The sequence below is a fragment of the Streptomyces sp. NBC_00310 genome, from assembly GCF_036208085.1.
In the GTDB taxonomy this organism is placed as follows: Bacteria; Actinomycetota; Actinomycetes; order Streptomycetales; family Streptomycetaceae; genus Streptomyces.
The window spans coordinates 6,817,769-6,844,439 of the sequence record NZ_CP130714.1; the positions used below are offsets into that span (position 1 = coordinate 6,817,769).

Below are 26,671 nucleotides of genomic sequence, written 5' to 3' on the forward strand. Positions count from 1 at the left end.
GGAACGGAGGAAACAGCTATGTCGCGCATTGGCAAGCTCCCCATCACGGTTCCCGCCGGCGTGGACGTCACCATCGACGGCCGTACGGTCTCGGTCAAGGGCCCCAAGGGGTCCCTGAGCCACACCGTCGCTGCGCCGATCGACATCGCCAAGGGTGAGGACGGCGTTCTCAACGTCACCCGCCCCAACGACGAGCGTCAGAACAAGGCCCTGCACGGCCTGTCCCGCACGCTGGTGGCGAACATGATCACCGGCGTGACCCAGGGTTACGTGAAGAAGCTCGAGATCAGCGGTGTCGGTTACCGCGTGCAGGCCAAGGGTTCGAACCTCGAGTTCGCGCTCGGCTACAGCCACCCGATCACCGTCGAGGCGCCCGAGGGCATCACCTTCAAGGTCGAGAACCCCACGCGGTTCTCGGTCGAGGGCATCGACAAGCAGAAGGTCGGCGAGGTTGCGGCCAACATCCGCAAGCTGCGCAAGCCTGACCCGTACAAGGCCAAGGGCGTCAAGTACGAGGGCGAAGTCATCCGCCGCAAGGTCGGAAAGGCGGGTAAGTAAGCCATGGCATACGGTACGAAGATCGCTAAGGGCGATGCTTACAAGCGTGCTGCCATCAAGCGGCGCCAGATCCGGATCCGTAAGAAGGTCAACGGTACGGCTGAGCGTCCCCGCCTGGTCGTGACCCGCTCGAACCGCCACATCGTGGCCCAGGTGATCGACGACCTCAAGGGTCACACCCTTGCGTCGGCGTCCACCCTGGACTCCTCGATTCGTGGTGCGTCGGAGGACAAGTCGGCGCTGGCCGGCAAGGTCGGCGCCCTGGTCGCCGAGCGTGCCAAGGCCGCCGGTGTCGAGGCCGTCGTGTTCGACCGTGGTGGTAACCGGTACGCGGGTCGCATCGCGGCCCTGGCCGACGCCGCCCGCGAGGCCGGGCTCAAGTTCTGAGCTCGCTGCGTAGCTAGCGGAAAGAGAGAGGTAAATCCAATGGCTGGACCCCAGCGCCGCGGTGGCGGTGCCGGTGGCGGCGAGCGGCGGGACCGGAAGGGCCGTGACGGCGGCGCAGCTGCCGCCGAGAAGACCGCGTACGTTGAGCGCGTTGTCGCGATCAACCGCGTCGCCAAGGTTGTGAAGGGTGGTCGTCGCTTCAGCTTCACTGCGCTCGTCGTAGTGGGCGACGGTGACGGCACCGTGGGTGTCGGTTACGGCAAGGCCAAGGAGGTGCCGGCCGCCATCGCCAAGGGTGTTGAGGAGGCCAAGAAGCACTTCTTCAAGGTCCCCCGTATCCAGGGCACCATCCCGCACCCGATCACGGGCGAGAAGGCCGCGGGCGTCGTCCTGCTCAAGCCTGCTTCCCCCGGTACCGGCGTTATCGCCGGTGGCCCGGTGCGTGCCGTGCTCGAGTGCGCCGGTGTGCACGACATCCTGTCGAAGTCGCTCGGCTCGTCGAACGCGATCAACATCGTGCACGCGACCGTGGAGGCCCTGAAGGGTCTGCAGCGTCCCGAGGAGATCGCGGCCCGCCGTGGTCTGCCGCTCGAGGACGTCGCTCCCGCGGCTCTGCTGCGTGCGCGTGCCGGGGCTGGTGCTGCGTAATGGCTCAGCTCAAGATCACGCAGACGAAGTCGTACATCGGCAGCAAGCAGAACCACCGTGACACCCTGCGTTCCCTTGGTCTCAAGGGCATCAACACGCAGGTCGTCAAGGAGGACCGCCCCGAGTTCCGCGGCATGGTGCACACCGTCCGCCACCTCGTGACGGTCGAGGAGGTCGACTGATCATGGCGGAGAACAACCCGCTCAAGATCCACAACCTCCGTCCGGCCCCGGGCGCCAAGACCGCGAAGACCCGTGTCGGTCGTGGTGAGGCGTCGAAGGGTAAGACGGCCGGTCGTGGTACCAAGGGCACGAAGGCCCGCTACCAGGTTCCGGAGCGCTTCGAGGGTGGCCAGATGCCCCTCCACATGCGTCTCCCGAAGCTGAAGGGCTTCAAGAACCCCTTCAAGACGGAGTTCCAGGTCGTGAACCTGGACAAGCTCTCCGCCCTCTACCCCGAGGGTGGGGAGGTCACCGTTGCCGACCTGGTCGCCAAGGGTGCCGTCCGCAAGAACAGCCTCGTCAAGGTCCTCGGCCAGGGCGAGATCTCCGTGGCGCTGCAGGTGACGGTCGACGCCGTCTCCGGCTCCGCCAAGGAGAAGATCACCGCCGCCGGCGGTACCGTCACCGAGCTCGTCTGAACACATCAGGTGTCTCGATGACTTGAGCGATCCCGACCGGGGATACCCCACAAATGGGGTATCCCCGGTTGGTCGTTCCTAGGGAAGCAGTCTCGCCGGTAAGGTGACCTGCGCTGCCCGTTTTCACAGGGTGCTCCTACACGGGCACTCGGCGCGGCAGTTAAACGTTACGTAAGTCGTTACGTAAGTCGTCCTCATCAGAATCTCAAAACCGTCACCCTTGACGCAGTAGCGCGGGGGTCGCAGGAGGCACCGTGCTCACCGCGTTCGCCCGGGCGTTCAAGACGCCCGACCTGCGCAAGAAGCTGCTCTTCACGCTCGGCATCATCGTGATCTATCGGGTCGGCACGCATGTGCCGATCCCGGGTGTCGACTACACCGCCGTCCAGTTCTGCATCGACCAGGCCCAGACCAACAAGGGGCTCTTCGGTCTGGTCAACATGTTCAGTGGTGGCGCGCTGCTGCAGATCACGATCTTCGCGCTCGGCATCATGCCGTACATCACAGCGAGCATCATTCTGCAGCTGCTGACCGTGGTGATCCCGCGTCTGGAAGCCCTGAAGAAGGAGGGGCAGGCCGGCACGGCGAAGATCACGCAGTACACGCGCTACCTGACGGTGGCCCTGGCCATCCTGCAGGGCACCGGCCTCGTCGCCACCGCGCGCAGCGGCTCGCTGTTCAGCGGCTGCCAGCTGGCCGGCCAGATCGTCCCCGACCGCTCGATCTACACCACCATGGTCATGGTCATCACCATGACCGCCGGTACGGCCGTCGTCATGTGGCTCGGTGAGCTCATCACCGACCGCGGCATCGGCAACGGCATGTCGATCCTGATGTTCATCTCGATCGCCGCCACCTTCCCGTCCGCGCTGTGGGCCATCAAGGAGCAGGGTGACCTGGCGGGCGGCTGGATCGAGTTCGCCATCGTGATCGCCGTCGGCTTCGTCATGGTCGGGCTCGTGGTCTTCGTCGAGCAGGCCCAGCGTCGTATCCCGGTCCAGTACGCGAAGCGCATGATCGGCCGTCGGTCCTACGGCGGCACGTCGACGTACATTCCGCTGAAGGTCAACCAGGCGGGCATCATCCCTGTGATCTTTGCCTCGTCGCTTCTCTACATCCCGGCACTGGTCGCCCAGTTCGTCGGTGGAACTTCCGGCTGGAAGACCTGGATCGAGAAGAATCTCGCGGAAACGGATGCTCCGGCGCACCTCGCTCTCTACTTCCTCCTGATCGTTTTCTTCGCGTTCTTCTACGTGGCCATCTCGTTCAACCCCGAGGAAGTCGCGGACAACATGAAGAAGTATGGTGGCTTCATCCCGGGCATCCGGGCTGGCCGACCGACCGCTGAGTACCTGAGTTACGTACTCAACCGGATCACCTGGCCGGGTTCGCTGTATCTGGCTCTGATTGCTCTCGTCCCGACGATGGCGTTCGCCGGCTTCGGGGCAAATCAGAACTTCCCGTTCGGTGGTACCAGCATCCTGATCATCGTGGGTGTGGGTCTGGAGACGGTGAAGCAGATCGAGAGCCAGCTCCAGCAGCGCAATTACGAAGGGTTCCTCCGCTGATGCGTATCGTCCTCGTCGGGCCGCCGGGTGCGGGTAAGGGAACGCAGGCCGCGTTCCTGGCCAAGAACCTGTCGATCCCGCACATCTCCACGGGCGACCTGTTCCGGGCCAACATCAGCAAGCAGACGGAGCTCGGCAAACTCGCGAAGTCCTACATGGACAAGGGCGAGCTGGTCCCGGACGAGGTCACCATCGCGATGGCCAAGGACCGCATGGAGCAGGCGGACGCCGAGCAGGGCTTCCTGCTCGACGGCTTCCCGCGCAACGTCTCGCAGGCCGAGGCGCTGGACGTGACGCTCCGGGACGAGTCCATGAACCTGGACGCGGTGCTGGACCTGGAGGTCCCCGAGGAAGAGGTCGTCAAGCGGATCGCCGGCCGGCGCATCTGCCGGAACGACTCCGCCCACGTCTTCCACGTCACGTACAAGAAGCCGAAGCAGGACGGCGTCTGCGACGCCTGCGGCGGCGAGCTGTACCAGCGTGACGACGACTCCGAGGAGACCGTCCGCAAGCGCCTGGAGGTCTACCACACGCAGACCGAGCCGATCATCGACTACTACAAGGCCCAGGGCCTCGTGGTGACGATCTCGGCGCTCGGTCCGGTGGAGGAAGTCACCCAGCGCGCCATGGAGGCGCTCAAGCGCGAGGACGACGACAAGTAAGGTCGTCGGTTCAGTACGTCGGCCGCGGTGCCCTGGAGGGGCGCCGCGGCCGTACTGTTGTGTAGGCAACCCAAGACCCAGAGTTCGTATTCACGGAAGACGGAGAGCGCAGGCCCCCATGGTGCAGATCAAGAGCCCCGAGCAGATCGCCAAGATGCGCGAGGCGGGGCTGGTCGTCGCCGCCATCCACGCGGCCACCCGGGAGGCCGCCGTGCCGGGCGCCTCCACGAAGGACCTCGACGAGGTGGCCCGCAAGGTGCTCGCGGAGCACGGGGCCAAGTCGAACTTCCTCGGGTACGGCGGCTTCCCCGCGACCATCTGCACCTCGGTGAACGAGGTCGTGGTCCACGGCATCCCGAGCGACGAGGTCGTCCTGAAGGACGGCGACATCATCTCCATCGACTGCGGCGCGATCGTCGACGGCTGGCACGGTGACGCGGCCTACACCGCGTTCGTGGGGTCCGGTCACGCTCCGGAGCTCCTTGAGCTGTCGCGGGTGACCGAGGAGTCCATGTGGGCCGGGATCGCCGCCATGAAGGTGGGGAACCGGCTCGTGGACGTCTCCCGGGCCATCGAGACGTACATCCGCCGGCAGCCGAAGCCGGGTGGGGGGAAGTACGGCATCGTCGAGGACTACGGCGGCCATGGCATCGGGACCGAGATGCACATGGACCCGCATCTGCTGAACTACGTCGAGCGGCGGCGGGGCAAGGGGCCGAAGCTGGTTCCCGGGTTCTGTCTGGCGATCGAGCCGATGGTGTCGCTCGGCACGCCGAAGACCAAGGTTCTCGCGGACGACTGGACCGTGGTGAGCACGGACGGGACGTGGTCCTCGCACTGGGAGCACTCGGTGGCGTTGACCGAGGCGGGGCCGCTGGTGCTGACCGCGCCCGACGGGGGCAGGGCGAAGCTGGCCGAGTACGGGATCACCGCGGCGCCTGATCCGGTGGGTTGATCTTCGTTGCCGGGTGCGGGGGGTTCGTGGTCGCCCGCGCGGTTCCCCGCACCCCTTCAGACGCGTACGGCCGGGCGCATAAGGATCTTCCACCCTGGGCATCCTTACCCGAATTCGTGTTTCTGGAGGCCCTGACGTAGACTGACTCGTCGGCTCTCGTGTTTCCGTGTGTCCTCATTCGGTTACGCGGAGTCGATCAAGGTAGTCGATTCGAAGGGCGAAGCGTGGCCAAGAAGCAAGGTGCCATCGAGATCGAGGGCACTGTCGTCGAGTCTCTTCCGAACGCCATGTTCAAGGTCGAGCTCCAGAACGGCCACCAGGTCCTGGCACACATCAGCGGCAAGATGCGTATGCACTACATCCGTATCCTCCCTGACGACCGGGTCGTGGTGGAGTTGTCTCCGTACGACCTGACGCGTGGCCGGATCGTCTACCGCTACAAGTAGATCTTGCCCCTGCTCTCCGTGCCCGGTCTCCGGGTCGCGGGTGGTGGCACTGACCCGGAGAACCTCACCCCATGAAGGTCAAGCCGAGCGTCAAGAAGATCTGCGACAAGTGCAGGGTGATCCGCCGTCACGGTCGGGTCATGGTCATCTGCGAGAACCCGCGCCACAAGCAGCGCCAGGGCTGACGCACGACCGATCCCTCTGCTCGATTCGCAGAGATTCGCGCGACGCAAGCTGAATATGTTCATACGCAGGACCCAGGCGCCCGAGAGTGCCTGACACCCCCGGCTCGGAGGCCGGGGACCCGGGTCGTACCCACTCTTCGAAACAAGAAGAGGCCGGCGGCCGGGACCCGGTTCTGTGGAAGACCTCCGACAATCACCAGGAGCCATTGAATGGCACGCGTTTCCGGTGTTGACATCCCGCGCGACAAGCGCGTGGAGGTCGCCCTCACCTACGTGTTCGGCATCGGCCGGACCCTCTCCCAGGAGACGCTGGCTGCGACCGGCGTCAACCCGAACACCCGCGTTCGCGACCTCTCCGAGGAGCAGCTCGTCGCGATCCGCGAGTACGTGGACAGCAACATCAAGACCGAGGGTGACCTCCGTCGCGAGGTACAGGCCGACATCCGCCGCAAGGTGGAGATCGGCTGCTACCAGGGTCTCCGTCACCGTCGTGGTCTGCCCGTCCGCGGTCAGCGCACCAGCACGAACGCCCGTACCCGCAAGGGCCCGCGTCGCGCCATCGCCGGTAAGAAGAAGCCGGGCAAGAAGTAGTCCGCAGCGGATTCGCCGTCCAGCGGTCTTCGCTGTAGGACCGACCACCTCCCGTAGGAGTTATAGATGCCCCCCAAGGGTCGTCAGGGCGCTGCCAAGAAGGTGCGCCGCAAGGAAAAGAAGAACGTCGCTCACGGCCACGCGCACATCAAGAGCACGTTCAACAACACGATCGTCTCGATCACGGACCCCTCGGGCAACGTGATCTCCTGGGCCTCCGCCGGCCACGTCGGCTTCAAGGGCTCCCGGAAGTCCACGCCGTTCGCCGCGCAGATGGCCGCCGAGTCGGCTGCCCGTCGCGCGCAGGAGCACGGCATGCGCAAGGTCGACGTGTTCGTCAAGGGCCCGGGTTCGGGTCGTGAGACGGCCATCCGTTCGCTGCAGGCGACCGGTCTCGAGGTCGGCTCCATCCAGGACGTCACGCCCACCCCGCACAACGGCTGCCGTCCGCCCAAGCGTCGCCGCGTCTGACCCGACGTACGGCTGCTTGGTCTGAGGTTTTCGGGCGGTATGGCTCTTCGGGGCCATATCGCCCGTACCCTTGTAGTACTCAAGGGCATCAAATAGTGGGTGCCCATGACTGAAGGATTCACTTCATGCTGATCGCTCAGCGTCCCTCGTTGACCGAAGAGGTCGTCGACGAGTTCCGCTCCCGGTTCGTGATCGAGCCGCTGGAGCCGGGCTTCGGTTACACCCTCGGCAACAGCCTCCGCCGTACGCTCCTCTCCTCGATCCCGGGTGCGGCGGTCACGTCCATCCGTATCGACGGTGTCCTGCACGAGTTCACCACCGTGCCGGGCGTCAAGGAGGACGTCACCGACCTGATCCTCAACATCAAGCAGCTGGTCGTCTCCTCGGAGCACGACGAGCCGGTCGTGATGTACCTGCGCAAGCAGGGCCCGGGTCTGGTCACCGCCGCCGACATCGCGCCCCCGGCCGGTGTCGAGGTGCACAACCCCGACCTCGTCCTCGCCACGCTCAACGGCAAGGGCAAGCTGGAGATGGAGCTGACGGTCGAGCGCGGCCGCGGTTACGTCTCCGCCGTGCAGAACAAGCAGGTCGGTCAGGAGATCGGGCGCATCCCGGTCGACTCGATCTACTCGCCGGTTCTCAAGGTCACCTACAAGGTCGAGGCCACGCGTGTCGAGCAGCGCACCGACTTCGACAAGCTGATCGTCGACGTCGAGACCAAGCAGGCGATGCGTCCCCGTGACGCCATGGCCTCCGCCGGTAAGACCCTGGTCGAGCTGTTCGGTCTCGCCCGCGAGCTGAACATCGACGCCGAGGGCATCGACATGGGTCCGTCCCCGACGGACGCCGCGCTCGCCGCCGATCTGGCGCTGCCGATCGAGGAGCTGGAGCTCACCGTTCGGTCGTACAACTGCCTCAAGCGCGAGGGCATCCACTCCGTGGGTGAGCTCGTGGCGCGTTCCGAGGCCGACCTGCTCGACATCCGTAACTTCGGTGCGAAGTCGATCGACGAGGTCAAGGCGAAGCTGGCCGGCATGGGCCTGGCCCTGAAGGACAGCCCGCCCGGATTCGACCCCACCGCGGCGGCGGACGCGTTCGGCGCGGACGACGACGCGGACGCCGGGTTCGTCGAGACCGAGCAGTACTGAGAGCTCGGGACCGACTGCCGGATCCTGGCTGCGGGACCGTTGTGGCTGGTCGCGCAGTTCCCCGCGCCCCTTACGGGGCGCGGATCCTCCGGGGTGCTTCGAAAGAGGCGCCCCGGATCTCCGACAGGCGATCGCCTGCTCGGACACTGACCTCGGTACCTGATACGGCCGGGGCAGACACCTAGGAGAAACACCATGCCGAAGCCCACCAAGGGTGCCCGTCTGGGCGGCAGTGCCGCGCACGAGAAGCTGCTGCTCGCGAACCTCGCGAAGAGCCTTTTCGAGCACGGCCGCATCACCACCACCGAGGCGAAGGCCCGCCGTCTGCGGCCGTACGCCGAGCGTCTGGTCACCAAGGCGAAGAAGGGCGACCTTCACAACCGCCGCCAGGTGCTCCAGGTCATCACGGACAAGAGCGTCGTGCACACGCTCTTCACCGAGATCGGCCCGCGGTACGAGAACCGTCCGGGTGGCTACACCCGTATCACCAAGATCGGTAACCGCCGTGGCGACAACGCGCCCATGGCTGTCATCGAGCTGGTCGAGGCGCTGACGGTCGCGCAGCAGGCGACGGGTGAGGCCGAGGCCGCCACCAAGCGTGCGGTCAAGGAGTCCGAGGAGGCCAAGGTCGAGGAGACCAAGGCCGACGAGGCGACCGAGGCTCCGGCCGAGGAGTCGAAGGACGCGTAAGCGTTCTGTCGGGGGGCTGTGCGTCTGCGGCTGCGGGTTCGTGGTGGTTGTTCGCGCCCACGCGGCGGAGCCGCACATCGATACAGTCCCGCGCCCCTTCAGGGCGTTGGCGGGCCCGTCCCTTTCGAGGGGCGGGCCCGCTTTTGTGTTGTTGAGAGGATCTCTGAGTGAGTGACGAAGTACAGCCCGGGCAGGTCCGGGTGCGCCTCGACCTGTCGTACGACGGTGCCGAGTTCTCCGGGTGGGCCAAGCAGGCCGCAGGGCGGCGGACCGTGCAGGGGGAGATCGAGGACGCCCTGCGGACGGTCACCCGGTCCCGGGAGACGTATGAGCTGACGGTGGCCGGACGGACCGACGCCGGGGTGCACGCGCGGGGGCAGGTGGCGCACGTGGATCTGCCGGAGGCCGTTTGGCGTGAGCACCACGAGAAGCTGCTGAAGCGGCTCGCTGGGCGGCTGTCGAGGGATGTGCGGGTGTGGGCCCTCAGGGAGGCGCCCAGTGGCTTCAACGCGCGGTTCTCGGCGATCTGGCGGCGGTACGCCTATCGGGTCACCGACAATCCCGGCGGTGTCGATCCGTTGCTGCGCGGTCACGTCCTGTGGCACGACTGGCCGCTCGACGTGGACGCCATGAACGAGGCGGCGCGGCGGCTGCTCGGGGAGCACGACTTCGCGGCGTACTGCAAGCGGCGGGAGGGGGCGACCACCATCCGTACGCTGCAGGAGCTGAGCCTGGTGCGGGGGGACGACGGGATCATCACCGCCACCGTGCGGGCCGACGCCTTCTGCCACAACATGGTGCGCTCACTGATCGGGGCCCTGCTGTTCGTGGGGGACGGCCACCGGGGGCCGGAATGGCCCGGGAAGGTGCTGGCCGCCGGTGTCCGGGACTCCGCCGTGCATGTCGTACGGCCGCACGGGCTGACCCTGGAGGAGGTCGGGTACCCGGCCGACGAGCTGCTGGCCGCGCGGAGCAGGGAGGCGCGGAACCGGCGGAGTCTGCCGGGAGTGCCCGGGGGCGGCTGCTGCTGACCCCGGGCGGCGGGGGACTGGGGACCCGGGTTACTGGCCGTTGGCCGCGGCGGCCGCCTGGGTCTCGCCGCGGCGGCGGATCTGTCCGTACGTGGACGTGGTGAGGTCGTCGCCGGCGGCGAAGACGGCCTTGTCCTTCTCCGTCACGTCCGTGCCGTCGGTGAAGCCGGAGAGGGTGAAGTACGTGTAGCGGCCGTAGGAGTTGGCGGTCGTCCGGCACACCGTCGTACGGCAGAAGACGGGGACGCCCTCACCGGAGAGGGAGACGATGGTGCTCTGCTTGTCCCAGTCGTCCTTGACCTTGGTCGCCTTGGCCTCGGTGTCGAACAGGGCGACGCCGATGGTGGTCGCGACCTTGTCCCGGAAGTAGGTCACGCGCATGAAGCGGGTGCAGTCGTTGTCGGTGAGGAGCTTGTCGAGGGTGCCCTGGACGGCCGAGGCGCAGTCCTTCGTCGAGGCCGTGGCGCCCTTGCGGTAGACGACACCCTCGCGCTTGGTCAGCTGGGAGCCCGGGAAGAGGATGTCCGGGCTGATCGGCGCCTTGTCCTTGCCCGAGCTGGAGATGAAGTCCTTCGGGTTCAGCGGGGGCGGGGCCGACGTCGGTGCGAACGACGGGTCCGTCTTGGCGCTGGCGCTCGGGATGCCCTCCGTGGCCGGCAGGTCGTTCGGGCCGTTCGCCGAGGCGCTGCCGTTGTCGGTGTTGACGACGGCGACGGCCACGGCGACGCCTATGCCGACCGTGGCGAGGGCGCCGCCGACGATCAGCAGGAGTCTGCGGCGCCTGTTGCGTGTTTCGGACTGCTCGGCGAGTGACGCCCAGTCCGGGGTCTGGTTACTGGCGGAACCCCACTGATTGTCCCACGGATTGTGGGAACCCCCGGGGCTCCACTGAGACCCCCCCTGCCCAAAGCTCATGGGCCGCAGTTTAGACGGGCGAGGGGAGGCCTTCTTCAGTTATGGGTCACGCCGGGGACGGGTTACGCCTTGTCCTGCCTGCTGGCGACGAGCTCGCGCGTGTTGTGGTCGCTCAACTTCGTGTACGAGAAGACGTTGATGTCGAGCTTGTGCCCGTTCTTGAACTTCATGTCGCAGGTCTTGCCCTTGCCCTTGCCCTTGCCCTTGCCCTTGCCCTTGACGTGGCAGGTGTCGAACGTCGGGTTCTTCGCGGACTCGTCGTAGACGGAGACGTAGAGACCGGTCTTGCCCGCCTTCATGTCCCAGATCTTGAGGATCTCGCCCTTGGACGTGAACTTCACCTGGCCGCCGGGCACCGAGTAGTAGCTCGACGCGGACGCGGTGCCGGCGTTGCCCAGGGTCAGGGCGACCCGGCCTCACGTGCCTCGCGGCGCGTGAGGCCGGGTCGTATCGAACCCGTGGGCGAAGTGGATCAAGGGTGCGGTGGCCTCCCCGGCCCGGACCCGTTTTGACCTGTCCGGGGCGGCGCGGGTACCCTTTCAGTTTGTTATGCGTATGGGCTTGGTCGTTCTCACGCGAGAGGCCCTTGCGTAGGTTCCCTGGAGCAGTTACCAGTGGGCGGCATACGGGCAGCGTCCCCGGCATTGTCGTCCCCAGCTGCACGATCGCTTCAGTGATGCCATGTGTCAGCACCCATCCACTGAAGAAGAAGGCTGCGAAGTGCGTACGTACAGCCCCAAGCCCGGCGATGTGACTCGCCAGTGGCACGTCATTGACGCTCAGGACATCGTCCTGGGCCGTCTGGCTACCACTGCCGCGAACCTCCTCCGTGGCAAGCACAAGCCGACCTATGCCCCGCACATGGACATGGGCGACTTCGTCATCATCATCAACGCCGACAAGGTTCACCTGTCCGGCAACAAGAAGACCCAGAAGCTGGCGTACCGCCACTCCGGCTACCCGGGTGGTCTGCGCTCCGTCCGCTACGACGAGCTGCTGGCGAAGAACCCCGAGAAGGCCGTCGAGAAGGCCATCAAGGGCATGATCCCCAAGAACACCCTGGGCCGTCAGATGATCTCGAAGCTGAAGGTCTACTCGGGCGACCAGCACCCGCACGCTGCGCAGCAGCCGGTGCCGTTCGAGATCACCCAGGTCGCGCAGTAGTTCCGGCCACAACCCCCTAAGACAGAAAAGAATCTGAGGAGAATCGTGGCCGAGACCACCGTTGAGCAGCCGGTCGAAGAGACTGAGCTCGTAGACATCGACAGCTACACCACGGAGTCGGACGTCCCCGTCGAGGGCGAGTACACCTCCGAGTCCATGGCCTCCCGCTTCGGCGACCCGCAGCCGGCCGCCGGCCTGGGCCGTCGGAAGAACGCCATCGCCCGCGTCCGGATCGTCCCGGGCTCCGGCAAGTGGAAGATCAACGGGCGTACGCTCGAGGACTACTTCCCGAACAAGGTGCACCAGCAGGAGGTCAACGAGCCCTTCAAGGTTCTTGAGCTCGAGGGCCGCTACGACGTCATCGCCCGCATCTCCGGCGGCGGCGTCTCCGGTCAGGCCGGTGCGCTCCGTCTCGGTGTCGCCCGCGCGCTGAACGAGGCCGACGTCGACAACAACCGTGGCGCCCTCAAGAAGGCCGGTTTCCTCCGTCGCGACGACCGTGCGGTCGAGCGCAAGAAGGCCGGTCTCAAGAAGGCCCGTAAGGCTCCGCAGTACAGCAAGCGCTAAATCGCGCTTGCGCCGCATCGCGCGCATCGCCCCGGTGGCACGTACCCGTGCCGCCGGGGCGGTTTGCGTAGCAGGGCCGATCGTTTATCACAGGCTTATACACGGACTGTCGGTACAACCCCGAAAGGGGGAGGACAGTCTCAGGGGATGTACTTGGTCCGGGGAATGCCGGGACACTCGGGGACACCCGGTGCGGGACCGCCCGGTAGGGGACCATCAGGTACGAGCCGCACATTCTCAGCAATTCGGAGGACACCACAGTGGGACGACTCTTCGGCACGGACGGCGTGCGCGGTGTCGCCAACGCGGATCTGACGGCCGAGCTCGCGCTCGGACTCTCTGTCGCGGCGGCACACGTACTCGCCGAGGCGGGAACGTTCGAGGGCCACAAGCCGGTGGCGGTGGTCGGACGGGATCCGCGAGCGTCCGGGGAGTTCCTGGAGGCGGCCGTCGTGGCCGGCCTCGCCAGTGCGGGCGTCGACGTGCTGAGCGTCGGTGTGCTGCCCACCCCCGCGGTGGCGTTCCTCACCGGCGAGCTGGGCGCAGACCTCGGCGTGATGCTCTCCGCCAGCCACAACGCCATGCCCGACAACGGCATCAAGTTCTTCGCCCGCGGCGGCCACAAGCTCGCCGACGATCTGGAGGACCGGATCGAGGGCGTGTACGAGGAGCACCGCACCGGGGCGCCCTGGGACCGGCCGACGGGTGCGGGTGTCGGGCGCATCCGGTCGTACGACGAGGGCTTCGAGCGGTACGTCGCGCATCTGCTCTCCGTCCTCCCCAACCGGCTGGAGGGGCTGAAGGTCGTCCTCGACGAGGCGCACGGTGCCGCCGCCGGGGTCTCGCCGGAGGCGTTCACCCGCGCCGGCGCCGAGATCGTCACCATCGGGGCCGAGCCGGACGGGCTCAACATCAACGACGGGTGCGGGTCCACGCACCTCGGGAAACTGCGGGCCGCCGTCGTCGAGCACGGGGCGCACCTCGGCATCGCGCACGACGGGGACGCGGACCGCTGCCTCGCCGTGGACCACGAGGGCAACGAGGTCGACGGGGACCAGATCCTCGCGGTGCTCGCGCTGGACATGCGGGAGCGGGGGGTGCTGCGGTCGGAGACCGTGGTCGCCACCGTGATGTCCAACCTCGGCTTCAAGCTGGCGCTGGAGCGGGAGGGGCTCACGCTGGTGCAGACCGGGGTCGGTGACCGGTATGTGCTGGAGGAGATGAAGGCGCACGGGTACGCCCTCGGGGGCGAGCAGTCCGGGCATGTGATCATCTCCGACCACGCGACGACGGGTGACGGCACGTTGACGGGGTTGCTGCTGGCCGCTCGGGTCGCGCGGACCGGGCGTACGCTCAAGGACCTCGCGGGGGTGATGGAGCGGCTGCCGCAGGTGCTCATCAACGTCCCGGACGTGGATCGGTCGCGGGTGGGGACGTCCGCGGAGCTGGCTGCGGCGGTGGCCGAGGCCGAGGGGGAACTGGGTTCTACGGGGCGGGTGTTGCTGCGGCCGTCCGGGACCGAGCCGCTGGTTCGGGTGATGGTCGAAGCGGCGGATATCGAGCAGGCTCGGTCTGTCGCGGGGCGGCTTGCTGATGTTGTGAAGTCGGCGCTCGGTTAGGTCTGGCGTTCCGTTCGTTCCGGGTAGGGGCGTGGGGTTCTGTGCGTTGCGGGCCGCGGGTGATTCGTGGCTTGTCGCGCAGTTCCCCGCGCCCCTGTTGAGTGCGCCCCCTGGTTAACAGGCGCCGCGTTGCCTGGACCACAGCCACTTCTGGAGCAGCAGGGTGAGGGTGCCTGCCAGGACGATGCCCAGGAGGTTCAGGAGGAGTTGCTCCGTCGAGCCCACGGTCTGGGGCGTGTCGCCGTAGCTCAGGGCCACTGCCGCGTTCGCGGCCGCCGGGACCGTGGTGACCGAGATGGCCACCCCCACCAGGGCACCCGACTTCGCCGAGGTGAGGGAGAGGGTGCCGGCGATGCCGGCGAGGACGGCCACGACGAAGGAGAAGGCGTCGGGGGCGTAGACGAAGGCCGTGTTGGGGCGTTCGGCGTCCAGTTGTTCGCGGCTGAACAGGTCGAGGGCGTCCATGAAGAGGCTGAAGCCGACGGTCACGGCCATGGCCATCGCGAAGCCCACGAGGAGCGCGATCAGGGAGCGCAGGGCCAGGCGCGGGTGGCGTTGGACGATGGATGTGCTGATGCCCGCCAGGGGGCCGAACTCGGGGCCCACCGCCATCGCGCCGACGATCAGGATCGCGTTGTCGAGGACCACACCGCAGGCCGCGATCATCGTGGCGAGGGTGAGGAAGGCGACGTAGGTGACGGAGAGCGTCGACTCCTCGTGGGTGGCGTCCGTCAGGTGCTCCCACAGGACCGCGTCCGCGCCCTCGCCGGGCGCGTCCTTCTCGGCCTCGTCGGCGCGTTCGGAGAGCGACAGGTCGATGTTCTCGACGGCGATGGAGCCGGTCCTGTCGAGGTCCAACGCCCTGAGCGCGCCGATCAGTTCGTCGCCCGCCTCGCGCGCCACGTCGCACATCACGACGTCTCCGGCGGGGTTGCGGGCGGCGCCCGGTACGACGACGAGGTGGGTGGTGCCGACCGCGTCCTCGAGCAGGCGCACCACCTCGTCGGTCCTGTCGGACGGGGTGATCAGGCGGAGATGCAGCATGCCGCCCTTTCTAACAGGCCGGGGTTACGGCCGGGGTGGTGCGGTGCCCCCGGTCTCAGAGTTTGCGCAGGCTGAGGCGGCGCACCTTGTGGTCGGGGCCCTTGCGGATGATGAGGGTGGCGCGGCCGCGGGTGGGGGCGATGTTCTCCACCAGGTTGGGCTTGTTGATGGTGCGCCAGAGGGTGCGGGCGTAGTCGAGGGCGTCGTCCTCGGAGACCTGGGTGTACTTGCGGAAGTACGAGTCGGGCTTCTGGAACGCGGTCTGGCGGAGTTTCTTGAAGCGGCTGAGGTACCAGCGCTCGATGTCGTCGGCGCCGGCGTCCACGTACACGCTGAAGTCGAAGTAGTCGGCGAGGCCGACGCGGGTGCGGCCGTCCTGGCCGGGGAGGGCGGGCTGGAGGACGTTCAGGCCCTCGACGATGAGGATGTCGGGGCGGCGGACCGTGAGCCGCTGGTCGGGGACGATGTCGTAGATGAGGTGGGAGTAGACGGGGGCCGTCACCTCGTCCTTGCCGGCCTTGATGTCGGCGACGAAACGGGTCAGGGCCCGGCGGTCGTACGACTCGGGGAAGCCCTTGCGGGAGACCAGGCCGCGTTCCTGGAGGTCCTTCATGGGGAGCAGGAAGCCGTCGGTGGTGACCAGTTCCACGCGCGGGTGTTCGGGCCAGCGGGCGAGGAGCGCCTGGAGGAGACGGGCGACGGTCGACTTGCCGACGGCCACGGAGCCGGCGACGCCTATGACGAACGGGGTGCCGGACTGGGAGCCCTGTTCGCCCAGGAAGGTGTTCAGGGCGCCGCGCAGGCCGTGGGTGGCGCCCACGTAGAGGTTGAGGAGACGGGACAGCGGCAGATAGATGTCCCGCACCTCGTCGAGGTCGATGACATCGCCCAGACCGCGCAGCTTCTCGACCTCCTCGGCGTTCAGGGGGAGCGGCGTCTTTTCACGCAGCGCGCTCCACTCGGCACGGGTGAGGTCGACGTAGGGAGTCGCCTCCGGCCTGGGCCGGTGGGCGCTCCGCGGCAACGAGGAGACCGGTGAGATCACAGTCCATTGTTAACGGAGTTCGAACGGGGTGGCGGGGTGGGGTCCGTCACGCCGGGGGACACGGTAGGGGGTTTGCCCTTAGCTGTGCGTGAACTGTGACGAAGGTATGGACCTCGGGTGGGGGGCGGGACTAGCGTCCGGGCGGTCGGGAGGGAGCCGCCTCCCGGTCGATCAGGGGGAATTGGGGGATGAGGATGACTTTCGGTGTGCGTCTGCGGTTACGGGACGCTGCTCGACGAGGATCTACGCGCGGTGACGCGGAGCTCGCCGGGCGGGTGTGCAGTGAGCTCTCGGCGGATCTGCCGGACGAGGATCTGGGCGAGCACCTCTACGACGCGATTGACATGTACCGCATGGGGAGTAAGCCGCGGTGCGAGGAGGTCGAGTATCTGGGGATGGTGCGCGAGGCGATCGACCGGATCGAGGAGGGGGAGTAGGGGGAGGAGGGGAGCAGAGGGAGTGAGGGTGCGGGACGGGAAGCGGAGTGGAGCGGACGGGGCGAGGGCGTACCGGGCGGGGTGAGGGTCAGGCGGTGATGTCCCGCCATGCCGCCGGGATCGCCTCCGCCACGTCGTGGGCGCCCGTCGGGGCGCCGTCGGCGGCGTAGCGGCCCGCCAGGCCGTGGAGGTACGCCGCCGCGCTCGCCGCGTCCAGCGGGGAGAGACCGGCGGCCAGGAGCGAGCCCGCCAGACCGGAGAGGACGTCGCCGCTGCCGGCGGTGGCGAGCCAGGGGGTGCCGGTCGGGTTGACGCGGACCGGGGCGTCGGGGTCGGGGGCGGCGATCAGGGTGGTGGAGCCCTTGAGGAGGACCGTCGCGTCGTAGGCGCGGGCCAGCTCGCGGACGGCGGTCAGGCGGGAGGCCTCCACCTCCTCGCGGGAGACGCCGAGGAGGGCCGCGGCTTCTCCGGCGTGCGGGGTCATCAGGGTCGGGGCCGGGCGGGTGCGTACCGTGTCGCGGTCGGCGAGGCGGAGGCCGTCGGCGTCGAGGAGGACGGGGACGTCGGTGGAGAGGGCCTCGGCGACGGGGGCCGGGTCGTCGCCGGCCCCGGGGCCCGCCACCCAGGCCTGGACCCGGCCCGCCTTCTTCGGGCCCGTGTTCGAGACCAGGGTCTCCGGGAAGCGGGCCAGGACCGCGTCGGTGGCCGCGCCCACGTAGCGGACCGCGCCCGCTCCGCCGCGCAGGGCGCCCGCGACCGCGAGGACCGCCGCGCCCGGGTAGCGGGCGGAGCCCGCCACGATCCCCACGACCCCTCGCCGGTACTTGTCGCTCTCCTGGGACGGGTGCGGGAGAAGGGCGGCCAGGTCGGCGTGCTGGAGGGATTCCAGGGCCGGGGCGGCCGGGAGGGTGTCCGCCAGGCCGATGTCGATCAGACGGACCGAGCCGGCGTACGCGCGGGCCGGGTCGATGAGGAGGCCCGGCTTGTGGGTGCCGAAGGTGACGGTGAGGTCGGCGCGGACGGCTGCGCCGCGCACCTCGCCGGTGTCCGGTTCGATGCCGCTCGGGAGGTCCACGGCGACGACCGTGGCCCGGGAGGCGGCCACGAGGTCGGCGAGGTGGGCGGCTTCGGGGCGCAGGCCGCCCTTGCCGCCGATGCCGACGATGCCGTCCAGGACGAGGTCGGCACGGGAGATGGGGGCGGCGGCGGAGTGGGGGGTGGTCGTGGTGCCGCCTGCTCGCAGGAGGGTCTTGAGGGCGTCCGGGTGGGTGCGGTCGGGGGTGAGGAGGACGGCCGTCACGCCCGCGCCGCGTTTGGCCAGGCGGGCGCCGGCGTAGAGGGTGTCGCCGCCGTTGTCCCCGCTGCCGGTGAGGAGGACGATGCGGCTGCCGTACACCCGGCGGGGGAGGACGTCCGCGCAGGCCGCGGCCAGGCCTGCGGCCGCGCGCTGCATCAGGGCGCCGTCGGGGAGCCGGGCCATCAGGGTGCGTTCGGCTGTGCGGACGGTTTCGACACGGTGGGCTGAGCGCATGGGGATGAGTCTGCCTTGTGGTGGGGGGTGGGTGCAGCTGGGCGGGGGTGCGGGGTGCGGTTGGCTGTCACTGGGCGGGGATGTTGGGTGCCCTCCGCTGTGGCCGGGCGGGGGTGGGTCCGCTGCTCGGCGGTGACGAGGTGCCGCTGCGCCCACCCTCCCCCACTCTCGGCTTCGCTCGAGCGGGGGGACCCCCATCGCCCCAGCGGCACGATTGCCCGCAGTTGGGGCGGGGCGGCAGGGTTGCCCGCGGCTGTGAGGGAGGGGGTGGGCAGTCGTGCCCCTTCAGGGGCGCGGGGAACTGCGCGATCGGCCACGTACGGCCCGCAGTCGCCCGATGACGCGCACCCCTGAGCTGTCAGGCGCCCCTGACACGTGCCCGAGCTGTGACGCGCCCCTCACCCCTCGGCGATCACCACCGCCGAGGCCACCCCCGCGTCGTGGCTCAACGAGATGTGCCAGGACTTGACGCCCAGTTCGGAGGCGCGGGACGCGACCGTGCCGGTCACGCGGAGGCGGGGCTGGCCGGAGGCCTCGACGTAGACCTCGGCGTCGGTCCAGCGCAGGCCGCTGGGGGCGCCCAGGGCCTTGGCGAGGGCCTCCTTCGCGGCGAAGCGCGCCGCGAGGGAGGCGATGCCCCGGCGTTCCCCGCTGGGGAGCAGGAGTTCGCTGGGGAGGAAGAGGCGATCGGCCATGCTGGGGGTGCGGTCCAGCGAGGCGCGGAAACGGTCGATCTCGGCGACGTCGATGCCGACTCCGATGATGGGCATGATCCGCACCCTACGGTGACGCCGACGAGCTGGGGACGAGCGGAGCCCCAGCCCCCACGACTCGCCGGGTCACTCCACGACTCGCCGGGTCACTCCACCGTCACCGACTTCGCCAGGTTCCGCGGCTGGTCCACCTCGTTGCCCCGCGCCGTCGCCAGTTCGCAGGCGAAGACCTGGAGGGGGACCGTGGCCACCAACGGCTGGAGCAGGGTGGGGGTCGCCGGGATGCGGATCAGGTGGTCGGCGTACGGGACCACCGCCTCGTCGCCCTCCTCCGCGATGACGATCGTGCGGGCACCGCGCGCGCGGATCTCCTGGATGTTGGAGACGATCTTGTCGTGGAGGAGGGAGCGGCCGGCGGGGGACGGGACCACGACGACCACCGGGAGGTCCTCCTCGATCAGGGCGATCGGGCCGTGCTTCAGCTCGCCCGCCGCGAAGCCCTCCGCGTGCATGTAGGCCAACTCCTTGAGCTTCAGGGCGCCTTCCAGAGCGACCGGGTAGCCCACGTGACGGCCCAGGAACAGCACCGTGTTCTTGTCGGCGAGGGTGCGCGCCAACTCCCTTACCGGCTCCATCGTTTCGAGGACCCGTTCCACCTCGCGGGAGATGCGGGAGAGGTCGCGGATCACCGCCCGGATCTCGTCGCCCCACTTGGTGCCGCGCACCTGGCCGAGATACAGCGCGACGAGGTAGCAGGCCACCAGCTGGGTCAGGAACGCCTTCGTCGAGGCGACCGCCACCTCCGGGCCCGCGTGGGTGTAGAGGACCGCGTCGGACTCGCGGGGGATCGTCGAGCCGTTGGTGTTGCAGATGGCGAGGACGCGGGCGCCCTGTTCGCGGGCGTGGCGCAGGGCCATCAGCGTGTCCATGGTCTCGCCGGACTGGGAGATGGCGATGACCAGGGTGCGCGGGCCGAGGATCGGGTCCCGGTAGCGGAACTCGCTCGCCAGCTCCACCTCGCACGGGATACGGGTCCAGTGCTCGATGGCGTACTTGGCGATCATGCCCGCGTGGAACGCCGTACCGCACGCGACGATGACCACCTTGTCCGTCTCGCGCAGCTCCGAGTGCGGGATCCGGAGCTCGTCCAGGGACAGCGAGCCCGCCGCGTCGATACGGCCGAGGAGCGTGTCCGCGACCGCCTTGGGCTGCTCGGCGATCTCCTTGAGCATGAAGTAGTCGTAGCCGCCCTTCTCCGCCGCCGACGCGTCCCAGTCGACGTGGAAGGAGCGGACCTCGGCGGGGCGGCCGTCGAAGGTCGTCACCGTGACGCCGTCGCGGCGCAGTTCGACCACCTGGTCCTGGCCCAGCTCGATCGCCGACCGAGTGTGGGCGATGAACGCGGCGACGTCCGAGGCGAGGAAGGCCTCGCCCTCGCCGACACCGGCCACCAGGGGGGAGTTGCGGCGGGCGCCCACGACCACGTCCGGCGCGTCCGCGTGCACCGCGACCAGCGTGAACGCGCCCTCCAGCCGACGGCACACATGCCGCATCGCCTCCGCGAGGTCGTCGCACGACGAGTACTCCTCGGCGAGCAGGTGGGCGACGACCTCGGTGTCCGTCTCGGAGGTCAGGTCGTGGCCCCGCTCGGCCAGTTCCGCGCGCAGCGCGGCGAAGTTCTCGATGATGCCGTTGTGGACGACGGCGACCCGGCCCGCGTTGTCGAGATGCGGGTGGGCGTTGGTGTCCGTGGGGCCGCCGTGCGTGGCCCAGCGGGTGTGGCCGATGCCGGTCGAACCGGTCGGCAGCGGGCGCCCGACCAGCTCCTTCTCCAGGTTGACCAGTTTTCCGGCCTTTTTGGCGGCGGCCAGACCGCCGTCGGCCAGTACCGCGACGCCCGCGGAGTCGTACCCCCGGTACTCCAGCCGCTTCAGCCCGGCCAGGACCACGTCGAGCGCGGACTGCGATCCGACGTAACCCACGATTCCGCACATATCAACCCCTGTGTCGTACCGTTCGCGACCTGTCGTGTGCCGTATGTGACTGTACGTGACGCCGGTGGCGCCCGGTGAGCCCTCATATCGGGTGACTTCCCACGGGGCTATCGGGTGACCGCACGCGCGGCGCCCCCACGCGGGTGGGTGCGGCACGTATCGCTGATCACATGACGAGCAGACAAATGACATTCCGTATCGCCGTGCCCCGAACGAACGGGCTGCGCCCGTTCGAAGGGGCTTCCGGGGCTCTGAGACACTGGGGCTGACATGAGTGAGACAGCACCTCTGCGGAGCGCGCCCCTGCGGGCCCGTGCCGAGATCGATCTGGATGCCCTGCGGGCCAATGTGCGGACGTTGCGTGCGTCGGCGCCGGGTGCCGAGCTGATGGCCGTGGTCAAGTCGGACGCGTACGGCCATGGCGCGGTGCGGTGTGCCCGGGCGGCGGTCGAGGCGGGGGCGACCTGGCTGGGGACGGCCACACCGGAGGAGGCGCTGGCGCTGCGGGCGGCGGGGCTGTCGGGGCGGCTGATGTGCTGGCTGTGGGCGCCGGGCGGCCCGTGGCGCGAGGCGGTCGAGGCCGGACTGGACGTCGGGGTCAGTGGGCTGTGGGCGCTGCGCGAGGTCACCGACGCCGCCCGTGCGGCGGGCGCACGCGCGCGCGTGCAGCTCAAGGCCGACACCGGGCTCGGGCGCAACGGCTGCCAGCCCGACAGCTGGCCGGAGCTCGTCGCCGAGGCGCTGCGGGCGGAGGCCGAGGGGCTCGTGACGGTCACCGGACTCTGGTCGCACTTCGCGTGCGCCGACGAGCCGGGGCACCCGTCCATCGAGGCCCAGCTCACCCGCTTCCGCGAGATGGTCGCGTACGCCGAGGACCGGGGCGTCCGCCCGGAGGTGCGGCACATCGCCAACTCACCCGCCACCCTCACCCGCCCGGACGCGCACTTCGATCTCGTCCGCACGGGAATCGCCCTCTACGGCATCTCGCCCAGCCCGGAGCTGGGCAGCCCGGCCGACCTCGGGCTGCGCCCGGTGATGCGGCTCAGCGCCTCGCTCGCGCTGGTCAAGCACGTCTCCGGGGGCCACGGCGTCAGCTACGGGCACCACTACGTCACGCCCGGCGCCACCACCCTCGGCCTGGTCCCCGTCGGCTACGCGGACGGCATCCCCCGGCACGCCTCCGGCACCGGGCCCGTGCTGGTCGGCGGCAAGTGGCGGACGGTCGCGGGCCGGGTCGCCATGGACCAGTTCGTCGTCGACCTCGGCGGGGACGAACCCGCCGCCGGCGACGAGGTCGTGCTGTTCGGGGCGGGAGACGGGGGCGAGCCGACCGCCGAGGACTGGGCGAAGGCGGCCGGAACCATCGCGTACGAGATCGTGACGCGCATCGGAACCCGCGTTCCGCGCGTCTACGTCGACACGGGTGAGTGAGCCGACACGGGTGAGTGAGCGGGCGCGTGCGACCGTGAGCACGGCCCCCGAGTATGTGATCACGGGCCTGTGATCCGGGGTACGTGAACGATCGGCACGGAACACGAGTAAGTGAAAGACGAACAAGAGTGGTAACTCCGTACTGATGTGCGGAGCGTAGCGACAGCGGGATCGGCAGCAGGACCGGACGTCGGCGAAGAGGAGCGGGACGTGAGCGAGAGCAGCGCGGAGGCCGTGGAGGCCGTCGCGAGCGCGGCCGCCGCCACGGCCGCGTCCGGCGACGGGATCTGGCGCAGAGCCGGTGTCGCGGGGGCGGCGATAGGCGTGGTCGCGGCGGGCGCGGCGGCCGGCGTCGCCATAGAGCGGCTCACCGTCGGACGCGGCATGCGCAGGAAGGCCCAACTCGCGCTCGACTCCACCGGCCCGTACGGGGCGCTGCGCGGCACCCCGGCCAAGGCGTACGCCGACGACGGCACCGAGCTGTACTACGAGGTCGACGACGTCGAGCCCGAGGCCGGTCTCTCGCCCCGCAGACGCCGGCTCTTCGGCCGCAAGGCCCCGGCCCCCGTCACCGTCGTCTTCAGCCACGGCTACTGCCTCAACCAGGACTCCTGGCACTTCCAGCGGGCCGCGCTGCGCGGTGTCGTACGGACGGTGCACTGGGACCAGCGCAGCCACGGCCGCTCCGGGCGCGGGGTGGCCCAGGTGCAGGACGAGCGGCCGGTCACCATCGACCAGCTCGGGCGCGACCTCAAGGCCGTCATCGACGCGGCGGTCCCCGAGGGGCCCATCGTGCTCGTCGGGCACTCCATGGGCGGCATGACCGTCATGGCGCTGGCCGCGCACTACCCGGAGCTGATCCGCGAGCGGGTCGTCGCCGTCGCGCTGGTCGGTACGTCGTCGGGGCGGCTCGGCGAGGTCAACTTCGGGCTGCCGGTCGCGGGCGTCAACGCGGTGCGGCGGGTGCTGCCGGGGGTGCTGAAGGCGCTGGGGCAGCAGGCCGCGCTGGTGGAGCGGGGGCGGCGGGCGACCGCCGATCTGTTCGCCGGGCTCATCAAGCGGTACTCGTTCGCGTCGCGGGACGTCGATCCGGCGGTCGCGCGGTTCGCCGAACGGATGATCGAGGGCACCCCGATCGACGTGGTCGCCGAGTTCTACCCGGCGTTCACCGAGCACGACAAGACCGAGGCACTGGTGACCTTCGCCGAGCTGCCGGTGCTGGTGCTGGCCGGGGTCAAGGACCTCGTCACGCCGAGCGAGCACAGCGAGGCGATCGCGGACGTGCTGCCGGACGCGGAGTTGGTGCTGGTGCCGGACGCCGGGCATCTGGTGATGCTGGAGCACCCCGAGGTCGTGACCGACCGGCTCGCCGACCTTCTCACCCGGGCGGGGGCCGTTCCGGCGGGGGCTACCGTAAGTGGTTATGGAAGCGCCAGCAGCACCGCACGTCCCGGGTGAGTCCGGCACGTCTCTGCGGATCACCGTACATTCGCCCGACCAGATGCTGGAGCTGGGCCGTCGCCTGGCGAAGCTGTTGCGGGCGGGCGATCTCGTGATGCTCAACGGGGAGTTGGGCGCCGGGAAGACGACCCTGACCCGGGGGCTCGGGGAGGGGCTGGGGGTGCGGGGTGCGGTCACCTCGCCGACCTTCGTCATCGCCCGGGTGCATCCCCCGCTGGGGGAGGGGCCGCCGCTCGTCCATGTCGACGCGTACCGCCTGGGGGGCGGGCTGGACGAGATGGAGGACCTCGATCTCGATGTCTCGCTGCCGGATTCGGTGATCGTGGTGGAGTGGGGCGAGGGGAAGGTCGAGGAGCTGACGGACGACCGGCTGAACGTGGTCATCCATCGGGCGGTCGGGGACACGACGGACGAGGTACGGCACGTGAGCGTCACCGGGCTGGGGGAGCGGTGGGGCTCCGTCGAGCTGGGTGTGCTGTCCGCGTAACTCCAGGTGGTCGAGCCGGTCGTCTGTTCCGACGAGGTGTCGGCAAAATGTTGCGTTGGTCGTTCTCGGCGTGGTCACATGGTAACCAGTCCTTGGTTAGGTCTACCTAACTTGGTTCGCCGGTGGCACCAGGAGGCGTCCATGTCGACAGCGGAACGAAAGCCGTCCGGGGTGGGCGGGGTGTCGATGCGGGACCTGTTGGCGGCGTGTGCGGCGGCGAAGGCCGTGTCCACACCGCCGCCCACACCGCCGCCCGCTCCGCCGGTGGCTCCGCCGGTGCGGGTGGAGGAGCGGCGGCCTGTGGATGAACGGTGCCGTAAGGCTGCGTAGCGCCCGCGGCGGGGTGGAGCCGTTTGATTCGCGGCCGCGGGTGGGTGGGGGCTGGTCGCGCGGTTCCCCGCGCCCCTGAGCGTCCTCCCCCGTGCCTACAAGGCGCCCTTTACTCGACCACGACCACCTTCGTGCCGATGCCCGCGAACTTCCACATCGCCTGGCCGTCCTTGCGGGCCTCGCGGATGCCGCCCGTCTTGGTGGCGGGGTCGGGCTCGGGGGTGGAGCCGTCGACGGCCGCGCTGAAGCCGATGGAGACGCCGTCGACCGAGGCGAAGCGGACGACGTTCTCGATCGGGGTGCCGTCGGAGCCGGTGACGGCGGCCGAGCGTGACGTGACCGTGTAGGTGGCGGGGGTGGGGTCGACCGTGCTGGGGGTGACCTCGAAGGTGCGGGTGACCTTCTCGTTGGCGCCGACCAGCCAGACCCGGTCCCCGTCGAGGGAGTAGACGACCCGCTCGCCGGAGCCCGAGTCGTCGGGGAGGACCTCGTCGGTGTCCTTCTCCTGCCCGGCGGGGGCCTTGGACTTCGGGAGTGCCGAGGACTTGGAGGGGGACGGCTTCCCCAGGTCGTCGGGCACGTGCGCCGACGCCTGATAGGTGAGGAACCCGACTGCGGCGATGGCCGCCGCGGTGAGCCCGGCCACGAATACCGAGCTGCTACTGGCCACCTTCTGAGCCCACCTCTCGTACCCACGTACGCCCTTGAAGTACGTCTGTGCTGTGACGGTAGCAGCAGAGGGGACGTGTCCCAGGTCGGCCGTGGCGCGGGCCGAAGCGCCGTAGGCTGTTTGCGTGCTCTTGCTCGCTCTGGATACCGCCACCCCCGCCGTCACCGTCGCGCTGCACGACGGGACGGACGTCGTCGCCGCGTCGAGCCAGGTGGACGCGCGGCGCCACGGGGAACTGCTGCTGCCCGCCGTCGACCGGGTCCTCGCCGAGGCGGGCACCCGCCTCGACGCTGTCACCGGCATCGTCGTGGGCATCGGCCCCGGCCCGTACACCGGGCTGCGCGTCGGCCTCATGACCGCCGACACCTTCGGCCTCGCCCTCGGGGTCCCTGTCCACGGACTGTGCACCCTCGACGGGCTGGCGTACGCGGCCGACGTCGAGGGCCCGTTCGTGGTGGCCACCGACGCCCGCCGCAAGGAGGTGTACTGGGCGCGCTACGAGGACGCGCGGACGAGAGCGACCGAGCCGGCCGTCGACCGGCCCGCCGAGATCGCCGAGCTGGTGGCCGGGCTGCCCGCGGTGGGAGCCGGGGCGACGCTCTACCCCGACACCTTCCCGGACGCCCGCGGGCCCGAGCACGTCTCCGCGGCCGCCCTCGCGGCGCTGGCCGCCGAACGGCTCGCGGCGGGCGAGGAGCTTGAGGCGCCCCGGCCGCTGTATCTGCGCCGGCCCGACGCCCAGGTGCCCAAGAACTACAAGGTGGTCACCCCCAAGTGACGACCGCCGTGCTGCGCGAGATGCGCTGGTGGGACATCGAGCCCGTCCTGGAGCTGGAGAAGGTCCTCTTCCCCGAGGACGCCTGGTCCCGGGGCATGTTCTGGTCGGACCTCGCCCACGCGCGGGGCCCGAACGCGACCCGGCGGTACGTCGTGGCGGAGTCCCCGGACGAGGACGGGCGGATCGTCGGCTACGGGGGCCTCGCCTCCGCCGGGGACGTCGCCGACGTGCAGACCATCGCCGTCGCCCAGGAACACTGGGGCACCGGCCTCGGCGCGCTGATCCTCACCGAACTGCTGCGGGCCGCCACCGCCTTCGAGTGCGCGCAGGTGCTGCTCGAATGCCGGGTCGACAACGTCCGCGCCCAGAAGCTGTACGAACGCTTCGGCTTCGAGGCGATCGGCTTCCGCCGCGGCTACTACCAGCCGGGGAACGTGGACGCGCTCGTCATGCGCCTCAACGACCCTTCCACATCCGTACAAGGAACCGAGATCAATGGCTAGGT

General features: G+C 69.3%; 33 protein-coding genes. 25 read left to right on the forward strand and 8 right to left on the reverse strand.

Features of this window, described 5'->3' with window-relative positions:
* Positions 1 to 18 precede the first annotated feature (18 nt).
* From rplF to truA, 15 genes are all read left to right on the forward strand, one after another.
* Positions 19 to 558, forward strand: coding sequence for a 50S ribosomal protein L6 (gene rplF, locus OG202_RS29960; protein WP_326578661.1), 540 nt, complete (start codon positions 19 to 21; stop codon positions 556 to 558).
* Positions 559 to 561: 3 nt separating this feature from the next.
* Complete coding sequence (rplR, locus tag OG202_RS29965; RefSeq protein WP_326578659.1) at positions 562 to 945, forward strand: 50S ribosomal protein L18; 384 nt, start codon at positions 562 to 564, stop codon at positions 943 to 945.
* A 39-nt stretch (positions 946 to 984) separates the two neighbouring features.
* Positions 985 to 1,593, forward strand: coding sequence for a 30S ribosomal protein S5 (gene rpsE / locus OG202_RS29970; protein ID WP_013001409.1), 609 nt, complete (start codon positions 985 to 987; stop codon positions 1,591 to 1,593).
* The gene (gene rpmD / locus OG202_RS29975) at positions 1,593 to 1,775 is read left to right on the forward strand and encodes a 50S ribosomal protein L30 (RefSeq protein ID WP_005481207.1); all 183 of its coding nucleotides are present in this window, start codon (positions 1,593 to 1,595) and stop codon (positions 1,773 to 1,775) included. Before rpsE ends, rpmD begins: the two co-directional genes overlap by 1 nt.
* Before the next feature lie 2 nt (positions 1,776 to 1,777).
* Positions 1,778 to 2,233, forward strand: a complete 456-nt coding sequence (gene rplO, locus OG202_RS29980; protein WP_326578653.1) for a 50S ribosomal protein L15 — start codon at positions 1,778 to 1,780, stop codon at positions 2,231 to 2,233.
* Positions 2,234 to 2,487: 254 nt separating this feature from the next.
* Positions 2,488 to 3,801 carry a preprotein translocase subunit SecY gene (gene secY, locus OG202_RS29985; protein WP_326578651.1) on the forward strand — a complete coding sequence of 438 codons (1,314 nt, stop codon included), beginning with the start codon at positions 2,488 to 2,490 and terminating at the stop codon, positions 3,799 to 3,801.
* Entirely contained in the window at positions 3,801 to 4,463 is a 663-nt protein-coding gene (locus OG202_RS29990) for an adenylate kinase (protein WP_326578649.1), read from the forward strand. The genes secY and OG202_RS29990 overlap by 1 nt, the downstream gene beginning before the upstream one ends.
* A 118-nt stretch (positions 4,464 to 4,581) precedes the next feature.
* The gene (map, locus tag OG202_RS29995; RefSeq protein ID WP_326578647.1) at positions 4,582 to 5,418 is read left to right on the forward strand and encodes a type I methionyl aminopeptidase; all 837 of its coding nucleotides are present in this window, start codon (positions 4,582 to 4,584) and stop codon (positions 5,416 to 5,418) included.
* Positions 5,419 to 5,642: 224 nt separating this feature from the next.
* A complete protein-coding gene (infA, locus tag OG202_RS30000) occupies positions 5,643 to 5,864 on the forward strand; it encodes a translation initiation factor IF-1 (protein ID WP_003948620.1) in 222 nt (73 codons plus the stop codon).
* A 71-nt stretch (positions 5,865 to 5,935) separates the two neighbouring features.
* Positions 5,936 to 6,049, forward strand: a complete 114-nt coding sequence (gene rpmJ / locus OG202_RS30005; RefSeq protein WP_003998809.1) for a 50S ribosomal protein L36 — start codon at positions 5,936 to 5,938, stop codon at positions 6,047 to 6,049.
* 210 nt (positions 6,050 to 6,259) lie between these two features.
* A complete protein-coding gene (gene rpsM, locus OG202_RS30010) occupies positions 6,260 to 6,640 on the forward strand; it encodes a 30S ribosomal protein S13 (RefSeq protein ID WP_326578618.1) in 381 nt (126 codons plus the stop codon).
* Positions 6,641 to 6,706: 66 nt separating this feature from the next.
* Positions 6,707 to 7,111 (forward strand): 30S ribosomal protein S11, encoded by a 405-nt coding sequence (rpsK, locus tag OG202_RS30015; protein WP_003956432.1) that lies wholly within the window; start codon positions 6,707 to 6,709, stop codon positions 7,109 to 7,111.
* 125 nt (positions 7,112 to 7,236) lie between these two features.
* The gene (locus OG202_RS30020) at positions 7,237 to 8,259 is read left to right on the forward strand and encodes a DNA-directed RNA polymerase subunit alpha (protein ID WP_003966937.1); all 1,023 of its coding nucleotides are present in this window, start codon (positions 7,237 to 7,239) and stop codon (positions 8,257 to 8,259) included.
* A 195-nt stretch (positions 8,260 to 8,454) separates the two neighbouring features.
* Positions 8,455 to 8,949 (forward strand): 50S ribosomal protein L17, encoded by a 495-nt coding sequence (gene rplQ, locus OG202_RS30025; protein WP_033528351.1) that lies wholly within the window; start codon positions 8,455 to 8,457, stop codon positions 8,947 to 8,949.
* 167 nt (positions 8,950 to 9,116) lie between these two features.
* Positions 9,117 to 9,980 (forward strand): tRNA pseudouridine(38-40) synthase TruA, encoded by an 864-nt coding sequence (gene truA, locus OG202_RS30030; RefSeq protein ID WP_326578586.1) that lies wholly within the window; start codon positions 9,117 to 9,119, stop codon positions 9,978 to 9,980.
* A gap of 30 nt (positions 9,981 to 10,010) precedes the next feature.
* On the opposite strand, the gene OG202_RS30035 is transcribed toward truA, so the two are convergent.
* A complete protein-coding gene (locus tag OG202_RS30035; protein WP_327728168.1) occupies positions 10,011 to 10,895 on the reverse strand; it encodes a hypothetical protein in 885 nt (294 codons plus the stop codon).
* Positions 10,896 to 10,957: 62 nt separating this feature from the next.
* Entirely contained in the window at positions 10,958 to 11,251 is a 294-nt protein-coding gene (locus OG202_RS30040; RefSeq protein ID WP_328223895.1) for a hypothetical protein, read from the reverse strand.
* A 364-nt stretch (positions 11,252 to 11,615) separates the two neighbouring features.
* Between OG202_RS30040 and rplM the strand changes: the two genes are divergently transcribed.
* The 3 genes from rplM to glmM all read left to right on the forward strand — a co-directional run bounded on the left by rplM (position 11,616) and on the right by glmM (position 14,245).
* A complete protein-coding gene (gene rplM / locus OG202_RS30045) occupies positions 11,616 to 12,059 on the forward strand; it encodes a 50S ribosomal protein L13 (protein WP_013001400.1) in 444 nt (147 codons plus the stop codon).
* A 45-nt stretch (positions 12,060 to 12,104) separates the two neighbouring features.
* Positions 12,105 to 12,626 carry a 30S ribosomal protein S9 gene (gene rpsI / locus OG202_RS30050; RefSeq protein ID WP_326578578.1) on the forward strand — a complete coding sequence of 174 codons (522 nt, stop codon included), beginning with the start codon at positions 12,105 to 12,107 and terminating at the stop codon, positions 12,624 to 12,626.
* A gap of 260 nt (positions 12,627 to 12,886) precedes the next feature.
* A complete protein-coding gene (glmM, locus tag OG202_RS30055) occupies positions 12,887 to 14,245 on the forward strand; it encodes a phosphoglucosamine mutase (protein WP_326578576.1) in 1,359 nt (452 codons plus the stop codon).
* A gap of 114 nt (positions 14,246 to 14,359) precedes the next feature.
* On the opposite strand, the gene OG202_RS30060 is transcribed toward glmM, so the two are convergent.
* Positions 14,360 to 15,289, reverse strand: a complete 930-nt coding sequence (locus OG202_RS30060) for a DUF389 domain-containing protein (protein WP_327728166.1) — start codon at positions 15,287 to 15,289, stop codon at positions 14,360 to 14,362.
* 55 nt (positions 15,290 to 15,344) lie between these two features.
* Positions 15,345 to 16,334, reverse strand: a complete 990-nt coding sequence (gene coaA, locus OG202_RS30065) for a type I pantothenate kinase (RefSeq protein WP_326578572.1) — start codon at positions 16,332 to 16,334, stop codon at positions 15,345 to 15,347.
* A 275-nt stretch (positions 16,335 to 16,609) separates the two neighbouring features.
* Between coaA and OG202_RS30070 the strand changes: the two genes are divergently transcribed.
* Entirely contained in the window at positions 16,610 to 16,771 is a 162-nt protein-coding gene (locus OG202_RS30070) for a hypothetical protein (protein ID WP_326578570.1), read from the forward strand.
* 88 nt (positions 16,772 to 16,859) lie between these two features.
* Here OG202_RS30070 and OG202_RS30075 read toward each other — a convergent pair whose 3' ends face one another.
* The 3 genes from OG202_RS30075 to glmS form a co-directional block, all read right to left on the reverse strand.
* Complete coding sequence (locus tag OG202_RS30075) at positions 16,860 to 18,302, reverse strand: NAD(P)H-hydrate dehydratase (protein WP_327728165.1); 1,443 nt, start codon at positions 18,300 to 18,302, stop codon at positions 16,860 to 16,862.
* 398 nt (positions 18,303 to 18,700) lie between these two features.
* Positions 18,701 to 19,072, reverse strand: coding sequence for a holo-ACP synthase (locus tag OG202_RS30080; protein ID WP_327728164.1), 372 nt, complete (start codon positions 19,070 to 19,072; stop codon positions 18,701 to 18,703).
* An 89-nt stretch (positions 19,073 to 19,161) separates the two neighbouring features.
* Positions 19,162 to 21,009, reverse strand: coding sequence for a glutamine--fructose-6-phosphate transaminase (isomerizing) (gene glmS / locus OG202_RS30085; protein ID WP_327728163.1), 1,848 nt, complete (start codon positions 21,007 to 21,009; stop codon positions 19,162 to 19,164).
* 270 nt (positions 21,010 to 21,279) lie between these two features.
* Between glmS and alr the strand changes: the two genes are divergently transcribed.
* The 4 genes from alr to OG202_RS30105 all read left to right on the forward strand — a co-directional run bounded on the left by alr (position 21,280) and on the right by OG202_RS30105 (position 24,718).
* Positions 21,280 to 22,440, forward strand: coding sequence for an alanine racemase (alr, locus tag OG202_RS30090; RefSeq protein WP_327728162.1), 1,161 nt, complete (start codon positions 21,280 to 21,282; stop codon positions 22,438 to 22,440).
* Between the two features lie 210 nt (positions 22,441 to 22,650).
* On the forward strand, positions 22,651 to 23,898 hold the full coding sequence (locus OG202_RS30095; protein WP_326578561.1) for an alpha/beta fold hydrolase: 1,248 nt from the start codon (positions 22,651 to 22,653) through the stop codon (positions 23,896 to 23,898).
* Positions 23,864 to 24,388 carry a tRNA (adenosine(37)-N6)-threonylcarbamoyltransferase complex ATPase subunit type 1 TsaE gene (tsaE, locus tag OG202_RS30100; protein ID WP_326578559.1) on the forward strand — a complete coding sequence of 175 codons (525 nt, stop codon included), beginning with the start codon at positions 23,864 to 23,866 and terminating at the stop codon, positions 24,386 to 24,388. The genes OG202_RS30095 and tsaE overlap by 35 nt, the downstream gene beginning before the upstream one ends.
* A 141-nt stretch (positions 24,389 to 24,529) precedes the next feature.
* The gene (locus OG202_RS30105; protein ID WP_327728161.1) at positions 24,530 to 24,718 is read left to right on the forward strand and encodes a hypothetical protein; all 189 of its coding nucleotides are present in this window, start codon (positions 24,530 to 24,532) and stop codon (positions 24,716 to 24,718) included.
* Positions 24,719 to 24,827: 109 nt separating this feature from the next.
* On the opposite strand, the gene OG202_RS30110 is transcribed toward OG202_RS30105, so the two are convergent.
* Positions 24,828 to 25,388 carry a hypothetical protein gene (locus OG202_RS30110; protein WP_326578556.1) on the reverse strand — a complete coding sequence of 187 codons (561 nt, stop codon included), beginning with the start codon at positions 25,386 to 25,388 and terminating at the stop codon, positions 24,828 to 24,830.
* Between the two features lie 124 nt (positions 25,389 to 25,512).
* On the opposite strand from OG202_RS30110, the gene tsaB reads away from it, so the two are divergent.
* Together tsaB and rimI are read left to right on the forward strand one after the other, a co-directional pair.
* The gene (tsaB, locus tag OG202_RS30115; RefSeq protein WP_327728160.1) at positions 25,513 to 26,166 is read left to right on the forward strand and encodes a tRNA (adenosine(37)-N6)-threonylcarbamoyltransferase complex dimerization subunit type 1 TsaB; all 654 of its coding nucleotides are present in this window, start codon (positions 25,513 to 25,515) and stop codon (positions 26,164 to 26,166) included.
* Between the two features lie 20 nt (positions 26,167 to 26,186).
* On the forward strand, positions 26,187 to 26,669 hold the full coding sequence (gene rimI, locus OG202_RS30120; RefSeq protein ID WP_326585663.1) for a ribosomal protein S18-alanine N-acetyltransferase: 483 nt from the start codon (positions 26,187 to 26,189) through the stop codon (positions 26,667 to 26,669).
* Positions 26,670 to 26,671 lie beyond the last annotated feature (2 nt).